Raw genomic sequence first — 16,304 nt, 5'->3', positions numbered from 1 at the left:
GGGTCTTGAACGTTATTTACTTGAGCCCGAGGCGGTGCATCAGGTCGTACAGCGTCGGGCGGCTGACACCGAGCAACTCGGCAGCGCGCACGATGTTGCCGTTGACGCGGCCCAGCGCCGCAATGATGGCGATGCGCTCGGCCTTGTCGCGCACGGTGCGCAAATCCAGCGACGGATCCAGCGCCTCGTCGTCCTCGACCGGGGGCAGACCGATGTCGTCGCGCACGATCTGGTTGCCGTCGGCCATGATCACGGCGCGCTTGATGCAGTTTTCCAGCTCGCGGATGTTGCCGGGCCACGGATGGGCTTCGATCGCGCGCACGGCGTCCTCGCCCAGGCTGATGGAACCACGGTTCTGTTCCTGCGCGAAGCGCCGCACGAAAGCATGCGCCAGTAGGGCCGCGTCGCCGATGCGGGCGCGCAGTGGCGGGATGTTGACGACGATCTCGGCAAGCCGGTAGTACAGATCTTCGCGGAAGCGGCCTTCCTTGCTCAGGGCCTTGAGGTCCTGGTGCGTGGCACACACGATGCGCACGTCCACGGGGATTTCCTGGCGGCCGCCGACGCGCTCGATCGTGCGCTCCTGGAGGAAGCGCAGCAGCTTGGCCTGCAGCGGGAACGGCAAGTCGCCGATCTCGTCCAGCATCAGGGTGCCGCCATTGGCCGTCTCGATCTTGCCCAGCGTCGTCTTGGCTGCGCCCGTGAAGGCACCCTTCTCGTACCCGAACAGCTCGCTTTCGAGCAGGTTCTCCGGAATGGCAGCGCAGTTGATGGCCACGAACTTGCCGTTGCGCCGTGGCGAGGCCTGGTGCACGCCGCGCGCCAGCACCTCCTTGCCGGTGCCGCTCTCGCCCAGCAGCATGACGGTGGCGGTGCTGGAAGCCACCTTCTCGATGGTCCGGCAGATGCGCAGCACCTCAGGATCGCGTGTGATCAAGCCGGCGAGCGCGTTCGGTTGCTGCATGGACTGCAGGCGCCGGTTCTCCTTCTGGAGTTCGAACAGCCGAAAAGCGCGGTCCACCGTCAGGTTCAGCAGGTCGGGCTCGAACGGCTTGGCGAAAAAGTCGTAAGCCCCGAGTGCCACTGCACGCAGCGCATTGGCCTGGTCGTTCTGCCCGGTGAGCACGATGACCTTGGTGTCCGGCTCCACGGCCAGGATCTGCTCGAGCAGCTTGAACCCTTCGGACACGGAGTCGGCGTCCGGTGGCAGGCCAAGGTCCATGGTCACCACGGCGGGCATGTGGCGGCGCATTTGCACGAGCGCGCTCTCGCGGTCCAGGGCCGTCACCGATTCGAACCGGTCCAGCGACCACTTGATCTGCTTTTGCAGCGCAGGATCGTCTTCGACGATCAACAAGGCGCGCATCTTTTCTGTGCTCATCAGTTCTCCACGGCGTGCAGGTCGGACGTCTTGTGAACACCAAACGGGGGCAACAGGATCTTGATCACCGTTCCCTTGCCAAGTTCGCTGTCCACCACAATTTTCCCACCCAGTTCCTGTACATATTGAAAGCTCTCGTAGGCTCCGATGCCCATGCCCGCCTGCTTGGTGGTCTGGAAGGGCTTGAACAAACGGTCTCGCACGAAATCCTTGGACATTCCGCGCCCTGTGTCACCCACCTCGACCAATGCCATCCCGGCGGAGCGACCCAACGTGAGCCAGACGCGGCCGGGTGCGTCCGTCGCGTCGAACGCGTTCTGGACCATGTGACCAATGATGCGCTCCAGCCGTTCCTCGTGCCCCCGGGCCACGACATGTTCCGTCAGTTGGAGTTGCAGGTGCCGATCGCGGCCTTCAGCCACGCGGGCGATGCGCTGGGCGATCGCCGCCAGGTCCACGCCATGCACGGTTCCCGTTGGCGTCGCGCCTTCGCGCAATTGGAGCATCAGCTGTCGCATTCTGTCCAAGGAATTCTCCACGGTCATGAGCATGTCCTGCTGGAACTCCGGATTGCCGTGCAGGCGCTTGGCGTTCTTCATCATCAGCGACAGCTGGGTCACGATGTTCTTGAGGTCATGCACGACGAAGGCCGACATTTTGTTGAACGCGTCGAACTTGCGCACCTCCAGCAAGGCTTCCGTCGCCTGCATCTGGGCCAGGAAGCTGGCGGCCTGGCGCCCGGCGGTCTTGAGCAGGTCGTTGACCTCCCAGTTCACGTCGACCTCGGCCCGCGCGCTCGCAAGCACCACGAAACCCGTCAAGCCGTCACCAACGGTCAGCGGCACCACCAGCCAGGCCTGGCGAACCTCGTGCAACCAGGCAGGCAGGACGAGATCGCCGTAGCGCTGGGGGAACGACCGGTACTCCTCCAGGTTAATGACCCATCCGCTGTCCGACAGGAAGCGGCAGAACGCAGAGTCGGCGGCCTCCTTGTCTTCGGTCGACGGCATGTTCCAGGTGGCAGCGCAACGCAGGTCTGACTCACCCGGCTCGCGGACCCACAGGCACCCGGCCGGGCTTTCCAGCATATCCGCCAGGCCGCGGATCACGCGCTGCCCCATGCCCTGCGTCGACTGTCGATCCGACAGGGTCTGGGTGAAGCGCAGCCATTCTTCGCGGTAGTCGTAGCGGTAGCGAAAGAAGTGCTTGCCTACCATGACGCGAAGCCGTGAACGCATCACGCCCGACATCGCAAGGATCATCAGCCCGACGGAGGCCAGGAACACCAGGCCCACCTGCAGCGCGCGGCCCCAGTCACCCCCAAAGTAGCGTACGTAATAGCCGACCGCCGAAATGAAGATCAGGTAGATGCCGGCCAGCAGCAAGGTTGCCGAATGAAAAGCGGCCGTGCGCGACACGCGAACCTTGGTGATCCAATCGCCGCGTCCCGTCACCGACCACCACAGCAGCGGCACGAGCAAGGCGTGCGCCAGGCCGCGCACGCTCATGGCATCCAGGTCCAGGCGGCTGAACAGCACTGCCTGCGAGAACAGATAGAGGTCGAACAGAAAGCTGCCGGCCAGCCCCAGGCACAGAGGCTTGATGCTCCAACGTGCGTCCTCCGCAACGTTGCGGTAGACCTGCTCCAACAGGAACAGCGCGAGCACCGGCATGGCCATGGCGCCCAGCAACACCCAGGGGCCCGTGGCTTCGGCCCAGCGCGGATCGAAGAAGTTGAGCAACTGCGCCACCAGGCTGCCGCCGACCAGCCCGACCGCAACCCAGCCCGTCGAGCCCAGGCGGCGCAGCAGCGGTTGGCCCGTGCGAGGCCGCCACAGCAACAGCAGCACGCCGATCCAGCAGGCATAACGCAGCCAGTCCGCAAGACTCGCGGCCAATTGCAGGACCGAAGTACTGGGGTTGAACAAGCCAGCCAGACCCAGCCAGGCCCAGGCCGCAGAACTCACCACGGCGCCCAGCATCAGGGGGGAAGAGCCCTCGTCCGCAACCCACAGGGCACGCCGACGTACCAGAACCACGGCGAACAGGACGAATGCCAGTCCTGCGAGGGCGTAGCCCCAGACGGTCAGCAGGAAGTTGGGATGTTCCAAGGCCAGCTCACCGCAAGCGGACCTTCATCTTCATCGCCGCAGCGCGGCTCACCGCGCACCCTTGGCCATCAGCACCACACTGACAGTCTCGAACAGAATCACGAGATCCAGGAACAGGGAGTGGTTTTTGACGTAGTACAGGTCGTACTGCAGTTTCTCCGCCGAGTCTTCCAGCGTCGCGCCATAGTGGTAGCGGACCTGCGCCCAACCCGTCACGCCAGGCTTCACGCTTTGGCGAACGGCGTAATACGGGATCTCGCGGGTCAGCTGGTCGACGAAGAAAGGGCGCTCGGGCCGGGGGCCGACGAGGCTCATGTCCCCGTTGAGCACGGAAAACAACTGCGGCAGCTCGTCGATGCGGACCTTGCGGATGAAACGTCCGACGCGTGTCACACGGTCGTCCTTGGCGGCTGCGAACTGCGGCCCGTTCTTTTCAGCATCGGTCCGCATGCTGCGGAACTTCACGACATTGAACAGCCGCCCGTTGAAGCCGACACGCTCCTGCCGGTAGAAGACCGGCCCCTTGCTTTCCATCTTGATCAACGCGGCCGTGATCAACATGACCGGCGACGAAATGACGATGAGGATCAGCGCGCAGATGATGTCGAAGATGCGTTTGACGATGGTGCGCAAGCCGCCCTGGCTGAAGCCATCGCCGAACACCAGCCAGCCGGCCGACACGGAATCCAGCCGGATCTGGCCCTTCGTTTTCTCGAAATGGGTGGCGATGTCCACGACCCGCACGCCGTGCAGTTTGCAGTCCAGCAACTCGCGCAAGGGCATGCTGCCGCCACGCCGCTCGACCAGCGCCACGACGATTTCGTCGACCTCCAGCTCGAGCGCCGTATCCGTCAGCGACTTGTTCTTGGACAGGATGCCCCAGGCCGAGACCTCCGCTTCCGCCTCGTTGGGGCTGGCGTAGTAGCCCACCACGTCGACGTGCGGGTCGTCCTTCTTGAGCGTGCGCCCCACCAATGCAGCACGGGGGCCCGTGCCGAACACGAGCACCCGGTGGCGCATCATGGACTGCGGAGTCGAGTGCGCGACATAGATGCGGTGCAACACCGCCAGCACCAGGCCCACCATGGCCGCAAGCGCCAGCGACTGGCGCCCATCGATGCCCAAGGGGAGCAGCCCGAACACCGCGTAGGTGACAGGCACTGCCATCACGATGGCCAGCACCGCACGGGCGCGCGACTGGTTCAGCGAGCGGTTGTGCACCCGCTGGTAGAAACCCATGCTGGTGTTGATGACCAGCATGCCTGAGGCAAGCAACGCGGCATAGCCCAGAACCGGGACGATGGACGTGAGCTCGGCACGGCGCCATGCCAGTTCGGCCATGACGGCCGCCACCACGATTGAAAAGTCTAGAAATATCTGCAACAGCGTCCGTCTGTGCAGATAGTGGTTGAAGATCTTGATCATGCGAGCGCGTTGAAGGCAAGGCCTCCGTCAGCCGGAATTGTGCCCAAGCGACCACGCAGCGTTGCTGCTGCCAGCCCCAAGACGTCTCGCGTTTCCCTCTTCACTCCTCGAAGTCGACTCATCCGAAATTCCCGGTGATAGCGTTCCCTGGGCGACTGTACGACGCGACGACCCTGGTACATCGCGCGCGCCCACTCCAGGAATCCTTATTTGTTCAAATTCTGGACGAAATAAAACATATTTCACTAAAAAATTCGAGCAATTCTGGGTTTCGCAGACGCGCGGACTTGGCGCGCCTGCAAGCACCGTCTGCCCGAGCCCACGACGCAGGCCCGAGCAGAACGCGACGACTCAGCGCACGGTCTTGTTGACGCGCTTTTTGGCGTCGCGCGGCACGAACACCTTGCCGCCACCGGCGGGGCGACCAGCGCCCGGGCCGGCCACGGCGCCCGCGCGCATCGGCGGACGACGGCCTTCCGCAGGCGCAGGACGTGCCTGGCTGCCGAAACCGCCGCGTTCATTGCCCTGCCAGGCGCCAAACCCACCGCGTTCGCCGCGGTCACCACCGCCCGAACCGCCGAATCCACGGTCACGGTCGCCGCCGTGCGGCGCGCCGAAACCCCGGCCACGGGCAGCGCCGAAGCCGCCGCCACCCGCACGTTCGCGCGGACCGCCACGGCCAAAGGCCGGCTTGCGGAACTCGGGCACGCGACCGCGCGGCTCCATGCCGGCGATCACCTCGGCCTTGAAAGGCTGTTGGCTGTACTGCTCGATGTCCATGATCTTGCGGCTGTCGCGGAACTCGGCGAAGGTCACGGCCAGGCCGTCGCGGCCAGCACGGCCAGTGCGGCCGATGCGGTGCGTGTAATCCTCCGCCTTCATCGGCAAGCCGAAGTTGAAGACGTGGCTGATGCTGGGCACGTCGATGCCGCGCGCGGCGACGTCGGTGGCGACCAGAATCTGCACGTGGCCCTGGCGCAGCGCCATCAGGCGGCGGTTGCGCAGACCCTGGCTCAGTGCGCCATGCAGCGCGACGGCATCGAAGCCGGCTTGCTGCAGGTCGTTGGCCAGACCGTCGCACTCGATCTGGGTGCTCGCGAACACGATCGCCTGCTGGATCGTGGTGTCACGCAGCCAGTGGTCGAGCAGCGCGCGCTTGTGCTGGGCGTTGTCGGCCCAGAACAGCACCTGCTTGATGTTCTGGTGCTTTTCCTGCGGCGAATCGATCTGCACCCGCTGCGGCTCGCGCATCACGCGACGGGCCAGTTGCTGGATGCGCGGCGCGAAGGTCGCGCTGAACATCATGGTCTGCTGGCGCTCGATGGTCAGCTGGTTGACTTCGGCCAGATCATCGGAGAAGCCGAGGTCCAGCATGCGGTCGGCTTCGTCGACGACCAGGAATTTCACTTGGTCCAGCTTGAGTTGCATGGAGCGTTGCAGGTCCAGCAGACGGCCGGGCGTGGCCACGACCAGGTCGGCGTTTTGCAGCTTGGCCAGTTGCAACTGATAAGGCATGCCGCCCACCACACTGGCGATGCGCAGGCCACGGCAATGCTTGACGAGCTCGATGGCATCGTGCGCCACCTGCTGGGCCAGTTCACGCGTGGGGCACAGCACCAGCGCGCCGGGCGTCGCTGCCTTGAAATGGCGCGCGTTGGTCGGGTCCTTGCGCTTCGGACGCTTGGGTGGCTCTTCACCGCGGGCGATAGCCTCGGCAACCAGGCGGTCGCGCTCGGCGCGCTCCTGGGCTTCGGCTTCCTCCTGTCGGCGGATCAGGGTGTGCAACACCGGCAGCAGGAAGGCTGCTGTCTTGCCGCTGCCGGTCTGGCTGGAGACCATCAGGTCGTTGAACTGCGAGCGCTGGCTGCCGTCGGCATTGGCGCCCATGGCCAGCGGCACGACCTGCTGCTGCACGGTCGTCGGCTCGGTGTAGCCCATGTCGGCCACGGCGCGCACGAGCGCGTCGGCCAGGCCCAGCGCTGCGAATGCGGCTCCGGCGGGCGCGGCTGGCGTCATGGCTTCGTCGAAGCTCGTAGTTTCCTGGGGAGCAAGCATGGGCGCGTCGGCCCGGTCTTCAAAAGAGTCGGTCATCGGTTCTCTCACACGAAGGCTGGCGCGAAGCGCCAAACGCCTTTCGTAATCGGTGGAACAAACATCCACCTTCAAACGAAACCGGCAATCTGATTGCCGGAGGGCCCTACTCGCGGGGCCCAAAGTGTGAGGGGAGATGCACAAACTTGGCTGCACGTCCAGGTGCGCCAAGCCCGCGATTATGGCATGCCTGCGCCATTCATGCTGCACCGCAGCGTGCAATGGTGCTCAATCGAGCCGCAGAAAGTGCTTCCGGTAGTGCGCCAGTTCGTCGATGGACTCGTGCACGTCGGCCAGGGCCGTGTGCTTTTGCTGCTTCTTGAACGCGGCATAGACCTCGGGCCGCCAGCGCTTGGCCAGCTCCTTGAGCGTGCTGACGTCCAGGCTGCGGTAGTGGAAAAAGGCTTCCAGCTTGGGCATGTACTTGACCAGGAAACGCCGGTCCTGTCCGATGGTGTTGCCGCACATGGGCGCCGTGTTCTTGGGCACGTAGCGCGCCAGGAACTCCAGGATCGCGGTCTCGGCCTCGGCCTCGGTCGTCGTCGACGCGCGCACCTTGTCGATCAGGCCGCTGCGGCCATGCGTGCCCTTGTTCCAGGCGTCCATCTTGTCGAGTTGGATGTCGGACTGGTGGATCACCAGCACCGGGCCTTCAACGCGGGGCTCCAGATTCGGGCCGGTGACCACGACGGCGATCTCGATCAGGCGCTCGACCTCCGGGTCCAGCCCGGTCATTTCGCAGTCCAGCCACACAAGATTCTTGTCGGATTTGCCCAGTACGACGGGCTCGGGGGTGTTCACAGCGTCCATGTCGGCGATTGTCACCGATGGCCTACACTGCCCGGCCATGCCTTCTGCCCTGCCCGCCGCGGACCTCTTTACCGCGCTGTTCGCCCTGGTCTTGGTCCTGGGCCTGGTCGTCAAATTCTGGCTGGCCAGCCGCCAGATCCGCCACGTGGCCCGGCACCGCCAGTCGGTGCCCGAAGTCTTTGCCGCCACCATTCCCTTGGCTGCCCATCAGAAGGCGGCGGACTACACGATCGCCAAGACGCGCTTCGGCCTGCTCGAGTCGGCCTTTGGCGCCGCTGTCCTGCTGGGCTGGACGCTGCTGGGTGGCCTGGACACACTGAACCACGCCTTGCTGGCGTGGCTCGGCGCGGGCATGTGGCAGCAGCTGGCGTTGCTGGCCGCCTTCGCACTGGTCGGCGGTCTGCTGGACTTGCCGATGACGCTCTACCAGACCTTCGTGATCGAGCAGCGCTTCGGTTTCAACAAGATGACCTGGCGCCTGTGGCTGGGCGACCTGCTGAAGTCCAGCCTGGTCGGCGCATTGATCGGCCTGCCGATCGCCGCGCTGATGCTCTGGCTGATGGGCTCGGCCGGGCGACTTTGGTGGCTGTGGGCCTGGGCCGCCTGGATGGGCTTCAACCTGCTGCTGCTCATGGTCTACCCGACCTTCATCGCGCCGCTGTTCAACAAGTTCCAGCCGCTCGACGACGAGACGTTGAAGGCCCGCGTCACAGCTCTAATGCAGCGCTGCGGCTTTGCCGCCAAGGGCTTGTTCGTGATGGACGGCAGCCGGCGCAGCGCCCATGCGAACGCCTACTTCACCGGCTTCGGTGCGGCCAAGCGCGTGGTGTTCTACGACACCTTGCTGGCCCGTTTGTCGCCACCGCAGGTCGACGCCGTGCTGGCCCATGAACTAGGGCATTTCAAGCACAAGCATGTGCTGCAGCGCATCGTCACCATGTTCGCGCTGAGCCTGGCCGGCTTCGCACTTCTGGGCTGGCTGTCGGGGCAGGCCTGGTTCTACACCGGCCTCGGCGTGGGGCCCAACCTGGCCGTGCTGCCCGACGGTCGCCCCACGCCGAACGACGCATTGGCGCTGCTGCTGTTCATGGTGGTGGTCCCGGTGTTCGGCTTCTTCGTCTCGCCGCTGTCGGCCCAGCTCTCGCGCAAGCACGAGTTCCAGGCCGACGCCTTCGCCGTCGCGCAGACCAGCGGCACCGACCTGTCGGCCGCGCTGCTCAAGCTCTATGAAGACAACGCCTCCACGCTGACGCCCGACCCGGTGTTCGTGCAGTTCTATTACTCGCATCCGCCGGCCTCCGAGCGACTGGCGCGCATGCAGCAGGCTGCCGCCTGAACCAACCGCGCAGGAGATTCCTATGCCCAGCATGCTCAAGACCAGGGACTGGTCCACCGCCACGCGCAGCGCCTTGCGCGCCACCGAGATCGTGACCCGGCTCGCGCAACTGGAGGGCTGGACCCTGCGCGGCGATGGGGACAAGGTGGCCATCGAGAAGACCTACCGCTTCGCCAACTATTTCGAGACGATGGCCTTCGTGAACGCCGTGGCCTTCGTCGCGCACGGACAGGACCACCACCCCGAGCTGCTGGTGAAGTACGACCACTGCGTCGTGGCGCTGAACACGCACGACGTGCACGGCATCTCCGAGACCGACTTCGACTGTGCGGCGCGCTTCGATGCCTTGCTGGTCTAACCCATGAGCGCGGCGATCGCGCTGCAGTCGGGCCTGGTCGTCGCAGCCCATGGCCGGCATTGCCTGGTCGAGTCCGAGGACGGCAGCCGCCGCATCTGCCATCCACGCGGCAAGAAGAGCCAGGCCGTCGTTGGCGACCGCGTGCGCTGGCTCGCCGGCGCGCCCGGCCAGAGCGACGAGGGCACGATCGAGGCCGTGCAGCCGCGCCGCAACCTGCTGCACCGGCAGGACGAAATCCGCACCAAATCGTTCGCCGCCAACCTCGACCAGGTGCTGGTACTGGTCGCGGCCGAGCCCGAGATGTCCGAAAGCCAGCTCGCGCGCGTGCTGATCGCGGCCGAGTCCGAGCACATCGCGCCGCTGATCGTGCTGAACAAGAGCGACCTGGCCGAGCCGTATGCGCGCGCCTGGGCCCGCCTGGCGCCCTACCGCGCCATGGGCTACCCGGTCGTGGGCGCCAACCTGCGCGTCGACCGCGCTGCCGGGCTGGCACCGGCGCTGCAGGGCAAGGCCACCCTGGTCATGGGCCCGTCCGGCGCTGGCAAGAGCACGCTGGTCAACAGCCTGGTGCCAGCCGCCGCGGCGCTGACGCAGGAGATCTCGTACGCGCTGAAATCCGGCAAGCACACGACGACGAGCACGACCTGGTACTGGGTCGACACGGCCCGAGAGACCGCCCTGATCGACTCGCCGGGCTTTCAGGAATTCGGCCTGCACCAGATCGAGCCGCGCCAGCTGGCCGGCCTGATGCCCGACATCGCCACCCACGCGGACCAGTGCCGCTTCTACAACTGCACGCATCTGCACGAGCCCGGCTGCGCCGTGCTGGCAGCGGTCGGCGAGCATGCATCCATCGCACCGCGGCGCCACGCCATCTACCGCGAGCTGTTCGACGAATTGAGCCAGCCGCCGCGGTACTGAAGCGCGCCCATGCCAGCCCCCCTCCTGCCGCCCAGTCGCGAAGCCATCGCGCTGCTCCCGCTGTTCGCGGGCCTGCAGGCGCCGCAGATCGAACTGGTGGCGACCGCCGCCGACGCCACGCGCGTCCTGCCCTTGCTCGCATCCGAGCGCTGGCTGGGCTTCGATACCGAGTCCAAGCCCACGTTCGTGAAAAATGAAGTCTCCACCGGCCCGCACACGCTGCAACTGGCCACGCTGGAGCGGGCCTGGGTGTTCCAGCTGCACGACGCGCAATGCCGCGCCGTGGCCGCGCAGCTGCTGGCCCAGGCGGACGTGACCAAGGTGGGCTTCGGCCTGGATGGCGACCGCACGCAGATCCGCGCCAAGCTGGGCATCGAGCCGCAGTCGGTGCTGGACCTGGGCATCGTGTTCCGCCAGCGCGGCTATCGCCAGAGTGTGGGCGTGAAGACTGCCGTGGCCATCGTGTTCGGCCAGCGCTTCACCAAGTCGCACAAGCAGAGCACCTCCAACTGGGCCAACCGCATGCTCAGCGAGGGCCAGCTGCGCTACGCCGCCAACGACGCGTGGGCGGCGATCCGCGTGGCACAGGCGCTGGGCCTGGTCAGCGGCGCACGCTAGAACGCCTCCCAGTCGCCCTCTTCCGCCTTGGGACGCATGGCGCCTGCCGTGGTGGTCACACCGGCGGTGGCCAGCGCTGCACCAGCCAGCTGGCGTGCCGGCGCCAACGCCGCACGCACCACGCGCTTGGGCGGCGGCGACACGGGAGGCTTCTTCGCCGCGGGCGCAGGCTTGGGGGTGGGCGCCTGGCTCGTCGCGTGAGCGGCAGCAGGTGCAGCGGCCACGCCGGGCGACAGTCTGAACACGGCCACGGCCTGCACCATGTCCTGCGCCTGCTGGTTCAGGCTGCTGGCGGCCGCGGCCATCTGCTCTACCAGCGCGGCGTTCTGCTGCGTCATCTGGTCCATCTGCGTCACGGCCTCGCCGACCTGGTTGACCCCGGCGGATTGCTCGCGGCTGGCCGCACTGATCTCGGCCATGATGTCGTTCACGCGGCGGATCGCGTCCACCGTCTCCTGCATGGTGGCGCCAGCGCCGTCGGCGCGTTGCGTGCCTGCGCCCACGCGCCCCACGCTCTCGGTGATCAAGGCCTTGATCTCCTTGGCCGCGGCGGCGCTGCGCTGCGCCAGGTTGCGCACCTCGCTGGCCACGACGGCAAAGCCCCGGCCTTGCTCGCCGGCGCGAGCCGCCTCCACGGCCGCGTTCAACGCCAGGATGTTGGTCTGGAACGCGATGCCGTCGATCACGCCGATGATGTCCACGATCTTGCCGCTGCTGGCATGGATCTCGCGCATGGTGGCCACCACATCGGTGACGGCCGCACCGCCCTGCTCGGCCACGCTGGCCGAGCGCATCGCGAGCTGGTTGGCCTGCTGCGCGTTGTCGGCGTTCTGGCGCACGGTGGCGTTGAGCTGTTCCATCGATGCGGCCGTCTCCTCCAACGCGCTGGCCTGCTGCTCGGTGCGTGCCGACAGGTCGTTGTTGCCGCTGGCGATCTGGGCGCTGGCGGTGGCCACGCCCTCGGCATTGCTGCGCACGCCGGCCACCACGGTGGCCAGGCTGCTGCGCATGTCGGCCAGCGCGCGTAGCACCTGCGCGATCTCGTCGCGACCCTGGACCGGTATCTCGATGGCCAGGTTGCCACCCGCGATCTCGCGCGCGGCGCCCAGGGCCTGCGCCATGGAACGCGACAGCCCGCGTGCGAGCATCCAGCCCATGCCGACGGCCAGCGCCACGCCCAGCGTGATGACGATGGCGAAGATCAGCAGCATTCTGGCCGCGCGCTGCGTGGCCGCCTCGTACTCTTCCTTGGCCACGCTGAGCTGCAGGTCCTCCAGGTCGTTCAATGTGGTGCGCAATGCGTTGCCCACTGTGCTGCTGGCCGCGAACAGGGTCTGCACCGTCGCGGCGTCCTGCGCACGCAGCGCGGCAATCAGTGGCTGCTGCACCTCGCGGTGGTAGCGCTCGCGCAAAGGCTCCAGCCGCTTGACGAGTTCGGCCTCGGTCGGCGTGAGGTAGCTGGCGATGTAGGCCTTCCAGAGGCTGTCTCCGGTACCTTGCTCGGCAGCCAGCGTATCGGCGGCGCGCTTGAAATTGTCGGCACCCGGTGACGCCAGCGCCGTGAGTACGGCGATGCGGTTGCTGTCGGTGCCACGCCCCAGGTCCGAGATCTGGCCCAGCGGGACCAGCCGGTCTTCGTAGGTGGTCCTCAGGGCCGTATTCGAGCGCTGCTGCGCCAGGATGCCGGTCAGTCCGATGCCGATCAGCAAGGTGGCCATGAAGCCGATGATCAGGTTAAGGCGCGTGACGATCTTGATGTTGTTCATGTCCGTCCCCGGTGGTTGCGCCCACGCCATCCCCGGGCACGAGCCGGATTCAGAATAGGCGCGTTGCTGCCAGCCTGGGCACCGCAGCCGCTTGCCGGTCGGGTTGGGCCTACAGGCGGTCGGCCCTATCGCCCCGTGTGGGTGCCCAGATCGTCGGGCGCACAGGCCGCGCAGGCCCCGGTTTTCAGACGATGGCGGCCAGAGCCTGCAGCAGGCGCTCGCACTGCGCCGGCGTGCCGATGCTGATGCGCAGGTACTGCGCGATGCGCAGCGGCTGCGCGAAATGCCGCACCAGCACCTTGTGCGCGCGCAGGCCGGTGGCCAGCGCGGCCGCGTCGTGCGCGGGGTGGCGCACGAACAGAAAGTTGGCCTGCGAGGGCAGCACCTCGAAGCCCAGGTCCTCCAATTGCAGGAGCAGGCCTTCGCGGGTGTGCATGACAGCCTGGCGCTGTTGCTCGAAGTACGCCTGGTCCTCGAACGCGGCGATGGCGCCGGCCTGGGCCAGTCGGTCCAAAGGATAGGCATTGAAGCTGTTTTTCACGCGCTCCAGCGCCTCGATCAGCGGACGCTGGCCGATGGCGAAACCCACGCGCAGCCCGGCCAGCGCGCGTGACTTGGACAGAGTCTGGACGACGAGCACGTTGGGGCAGCGATCGATGAGCGCGATGGCCGATGCCGCACCGAAATCCACATAGGCCTCGTCGACCAGCAGCACGCGCTGTGGATGCAGTCGGGCCAGCTGCTCGATGTCCGCCAGCGGCAGCGCGATGCCGGTCGGCGCGTTCGGGTTGGCGACGACCATGCCGGCCACGTCCTGCCCGGCCGTGGCCGCGAAGGCCGGCAGGTCCAGCCGCAGGCCGGCATCGACCGGCACGGTCTGCGCCGTGATGCCGTAGAGCCGGCACACAGAAGCGTAGAAGCTGTACGTGATGTCGGGCAGCAGCAGTGGTGCGCAGTGCCGGAAGAAGGCGTCGAACGCGAAGGCCAGCACCTCGTCCGACCCATTGCCGACGAACACCTGGTCGGTTGCCACCGCGTGGGTGCGCGCGATGGCGGCGCACAGCGCGTGCGATGCCGGGTCGGGGTACAGCTGCAGGCCGCTGCGCATCGCCGCATCGATGGCCGCCAGCACGCGTGGCGACGGCGGGTACGGGTTCTCGTTGGTGTTGAGCTTGACCAGGCCTTCGATGGCTGGCTGCTCGCCTGGCGTGTAGGGCGCCAGGCCCTGCACGTGCGGACTCGTGAAGCTCATCCGAGCAGCCGCGCCAGCGTCAGCAGCGCCAGCAGGCCCAGCCACATGACGACGGTCCGCCACACCAGGCCCACGACACTGCGCAAATGGCCCAGTTCGGGCTCGCGCCCCGGGGTGGCCAGGGAATCGAGCTGCTCCACATCGGCCTGGAAGGTCTGCACCGCGTTCGGCGCCGGCTTGGCCTTGAGCGCCTCGCCCCCCAGCCGCACATTCACCGCGCCCGAGGTCGCGGCCAGGATCACGCCATCGTTGTCGTTGGGGAACTGCTGCGCATGGTGGCGCCAACTGTCGATCGCGTCCTCAAAGCTGCCGACGATGGCAAAGCCCATGGCGGTGGCACGCGCCGGCAGCCAATCGATCACCGTCCAGGCCGCGCCCGCGGCCTGCTGCAGCGCGGTGCTGGCGGGCTGCTGCTGCATGCGGCTGCGATGGCGCCAGTAGCGGGCTGCAAACTCGCTCAAGCGGTAGAACACTGCACCGGCGGGGCCGAAGCCGAAGGCGGCCAGCACCGAGAACCAGGCGAGCACGCCAAACACGTGGCGGTGCGCGGCCAGCACCGAATATTCGATGACATGGCGCACGATCTCGCTGCGCGGCAGCTCGCTCGCATCGACGCGCTGCCACGACGCCAGGGACTCGCGCGCCTGCATTTCGTCGCCCGCGTCCAGCGCATTGCGGATCTCGGTGAAGTGGTGGCTGAACTGGCGAAAGCCGAGCGTCGCGTACAGGACGGCCACGCTCCACAGCACGGCCACCGGCCAGCCCATGGCCCAGACCAACAGCCAGTGCAGGCCCAGCGTCAGCAGCGAGGGCAGCAGCACGGCCAGGCCCCAGGTCACCCATCCGTGCGACGGCTTGCCGGCATCGAAGTTGGTGCTGGTCCAGCGCACCCACGAGCGCAGCCAGGTGTGGATCGCGTTGTCGCGTGCCAGTGGCCGAACCTGCTCCAGCAGCAGCGCGCTGAATATGGCGAAGAAGCTCATGGGGCGCCCATCATAGCGGCGCCCCCGCCGCGCTCAGGCGAGCAGGAAACGGTAGAAATTGCGCAGCATCCCGGCGGTTGCGCCCCACACGAAACGCTCGGCGGCGCCGTCTTGGAACGGCATGGAGAACCACTGGCGGCGCTGGCCTTCCCAGTCCAGCATGTGCCTGTGGTGGTGGGCCGGGTCCATCAGATAGGCCAGCGGCACCTCGAAGGCATCGGCCACTTCGTCCGGGTTGGGCGTCAACGTGAAGCCGGGCCGCACGAGTGCCACGACTGGCGTCACCACGAACGCCGTGCCCGTCACGTAGTTGGACAGGGCGCCGATGATCTCGACGAATGCGGGCGCCAGGCCGACCTCTTCCTCGGCCTCGCGCAGTGCAGCCGCTTCGGCGTCGGCGTCGGTGCTGTCGATGCGCCCGCCCGGGAACGCGATCTGGCCCGAGTGGTTGGCCAGCTGCAGCGAGCGCTCGGTCAGCAGAACGGTTGGCGTATCGCCTCGCTGCACGATGGGGATCAACACGGCGGCGCGCGCCGGCGCACGGTCGATGAAGCGCGGCTCCTGGCGCACTTCGGGCTCCCAGACCGGCGGCATGCGAAACCGTTGGCGCAGGGCCTGCGGCGTCAGACGGTCCGCCGGCACGGCCGGCAGATGTGCGTCCGTGCCGAGCGACGGCGCGTGGCGCGGGTCGAAGTTCGGGATCTTGGACAGAGGCGTCAGGGGAAGATCAGACACAGGCGCTCACGTCGGAAAAAGAAAAGCCGCCACAAGCATCAAGCTGGTAGCGGCTGGAGCCTGGCGACCGGAAGGTCGGTGGCTTACTGGGCTGCGGCGGCCTTGGGAGCGGCGCTCTTGAGCACCAGCTTTTCCTTGATACGAGCCGACTTGCCGCTGCGCTCACGCAGGTAGTACAGCTTGGCGCGGCGCACATCACCGCGGCGCTTGACTTCGATGCCGGCGATCAACGGGCTGTAGGTCTGGAACGTACGCTCCACGCCTTCGCCGCTGGAGATCTTGCGCACGGTGAACGCGCTGTTCAGGCCGCGGTTGCGCTTGGCGATGACCACGCCTTCGTAGGCCTGGACACGCTTGCGTGCGCCTTCGACCACGTTGACGCTGACGATCACGGTGTCGCCAGGTGCGAATGCGGGAATGGTTTTCCCAAGGCGAGCAATTTCTTCCTGCTCGAGAGTTTGGATGAGGTTCATGTTTTCCTTGCCCGATCATGTCCGCGCTCGTTGCGGCAAAGACT

At 66.7% G+C, this 16,304-nt stretch carries 14 protein-coding genes; 4 read left to right on the top strand and 10 right to left on the bottom strand.

All coding sequences use genetic code 11. The features are described from left to right. Positions 1-16: 16 nt before the first annotated feature. The 5 genes from prsR to orn form a co-directional block, all read right to left on the bottom strand. Entirely contained in the window at positions 17-1,381 is a 1,365-nt protein-coding gene (gene prsR / locus ASF43_RS14025; protein WP_056182002.1) for a PEP-CTERM-box response regulator transcription factor, read from the bottom strand. Beyond that, entirely contained in the window at positions 1,381-3,492 is a 2,112-nt protein-coding gene (prsK, locus tag ASF43_RS14020; protein ID WP_056182000.1) for an XrtA/PEP-CTERM system histidine kinase PrsK, read from the bottom strand. Before prsK ends, prsR begins: the two co-directional genes overlap by 1 nt. Positions 3,493-3,540: 48 nt before the next feature. After that, on the bottom strand, positions 3,541-4,917 hold the full coding sequence (locus ASF43_RS14015; protein WP_056181997.1) for a TIGR03013 family XrtA/PEP-CTERM system glycosyltransferase: 1,377 nt from the start codon (positions 4,915-4,917) through the stop codon (positions 3,541-3,543). Positions 4,918-5,268: 351 nt separating this feature from the next. Next, positions 5,269-7,008, bottom strand: a complete 1,740-nt coding sequence (locus ASF43_RS14010) for a DEAD/DEAH box helicase (protein WP_056181995.1) — start codon at positions 7,006-7,008, stop codon at positions 5,269-5,271. 228 nt (positions 7,009-7,236) lie between these two features. After that, entirely contained in the window at positions 7,237-7,818 is a 582-nt protein-coding gene (orn, locus tag ASF43_RS14005) for an oligoribonuclease (RefSeq protein ID WP_056181991.1), read from the bottom strand. Between the two features lie 37 nt (positions 7,819-7,855). Here orn and ASF43_RS14000 point away from each other — a divergent pair, with 37 nt between their 5' ends. The 4 genes from ASF43_RS14000 to ASF43_RS13985 are packed head-to-tail and all read left to right on the top strand — an operon-like array spanning position 7,856 to position 11,051. Next, positions 7,856-9,154 (top strand): M48 family metallopeptidase, encoded by a 1,299-nt coding sequence (locus ASF43_RS14000; RefSeq protein ID WP_056181988.1) that lies wholly within the window; start codon positions 7,856-7,858, stop codon positions 9,152-9,154. A 16-nt stretch (positions 9,155-9,170) separates the two neighbouring features. Further along, positions 9,171-9,512: a 4a-hydroxytetrahydrobiopterin dehydratase gene (locus ASF43_RS13995; protein WP_200932536.1), complete on the top strand. Its 342-nt coding sequence runs from the start codon at positions 9,171-9,173 to the stop codon at positions 9,510-9,512. A 3-nt stretch (positions 9,513-9,515) separates the two neighbouring features. Continuing rightward, complete coding sequence (gene rsgA, locus ASF43_RS13990) at positions 9,516-10,433, top strand: ribosome small subunit-dependent GTPase A (RefSeq protein ID WP_056181982.1); 918 nt, start codon at positions 9,516-9,518, stop codon at positions 10,431-10,433. Between the two features lie 9 nt (positions 10,434-10,442). Next, positions 10,443-11,051 (top strand): 3'-5' exonuclease, encoded by a 609-nt coding sequence (locus ASF43_RS13985; protein ID WP_056181980.1) that lies wholly within the window; start codon positions 10,443-10,445, stop codon positions 11,049-11,051. On the opposite strand, the gene ASF43_RS13980 is transcribed toward ASF43_RS13985, so the two are convergent. The 5 genes from ASF43_RS13980 to rplS all read right to left on the bottom strand — a co-directional run bounded on the left by ASF43_RS13980 (position 11,048) and on the right by rplS (position 16,260). After that, complete coding sequence (locus tag ASF43_RS13980; protein ID WP_082497854.1) at positions 11,048-12,817, bottom strand: methyl-accepting chemotaxis protein; 1,770 nt, start codon at positions 12,815-12,817, stop codon at positions 11,048-11,050. The two genes, ASF43_RS13985 and ASF43_RS13980, sit on opposite strands and share 4 nt — an antisense overlap. 184 nt (positions 12,818-13,001) lie before the next feature. After that, the gene (gene hisC, locus ASF43_RS13975; protein WP_056181977.1) at positions 13,002-14,069 is read right to left on the bottom strand and encodes a histidinol-phosphate transaminase; all 1,068 of its coding nucleotides are present in this window, start codon (positions 14,067-14,069) and stop codon (positions 13,002-13,004) included. Then, positions 14,066-15,052 carry a CobD/CbiB family protein gene (locus ASF43_RS13970; RefSeq protein ID WP_056181974.1) on the bottom strand — a complete coding sequence of 329 codons (987 nt, stop codon included), beginning with the start codon at positions 15,050-15,052 and terminating at the stop codon, positions 14,066-14,068. Before ASF43_RS13970 ends, hisC begins: the two co-directional genes overlap by 4 nt. Positions 15,053-15,085: 33 nt before the next feature. Further along, the gene (locus tag ASF43_RS13965; protein WP_235578248.1) at positions 15,086-15,787 is read right to left on the bottom strand and encodes a CoA pyrophosphatase; all 702 of its coding nucleotides are present in this window, start codon (positions 15,785-15,787) and stop codon (positions 15,086-15,088) included. 83 nt (positions 15,788-15,870) lie between these two features. After that, positions 15,871-16,260: a 50S ribosomal protein L19 gene (rplS, locus tag ASF43_RS13960; RefSeq protein ID WP_056181972.1), complete on the bottom strand. Its 390-nt coding sequence runs from the start codon at positions 16,258-16,260 to the stop codon at positions 15,871-15,873. Positions 16,261-16,304: the final 44 nt, after the last annotated feature.

This window comes from Pseudorhodoferax sp. Leaf267 (assembly GCF_001422405.1).
Lineage (GTDB): Bacteria > Pseudomonadota > Gammaproteobacteria > Burkholderiales > Burkholderiaceae_C > Pseudorhodoferax.
The sequence above is the reverse complement of the archived record's forward strand: the minus strand, read 5'-3'. Positions and strand labels throughout refer to the sequence as shown.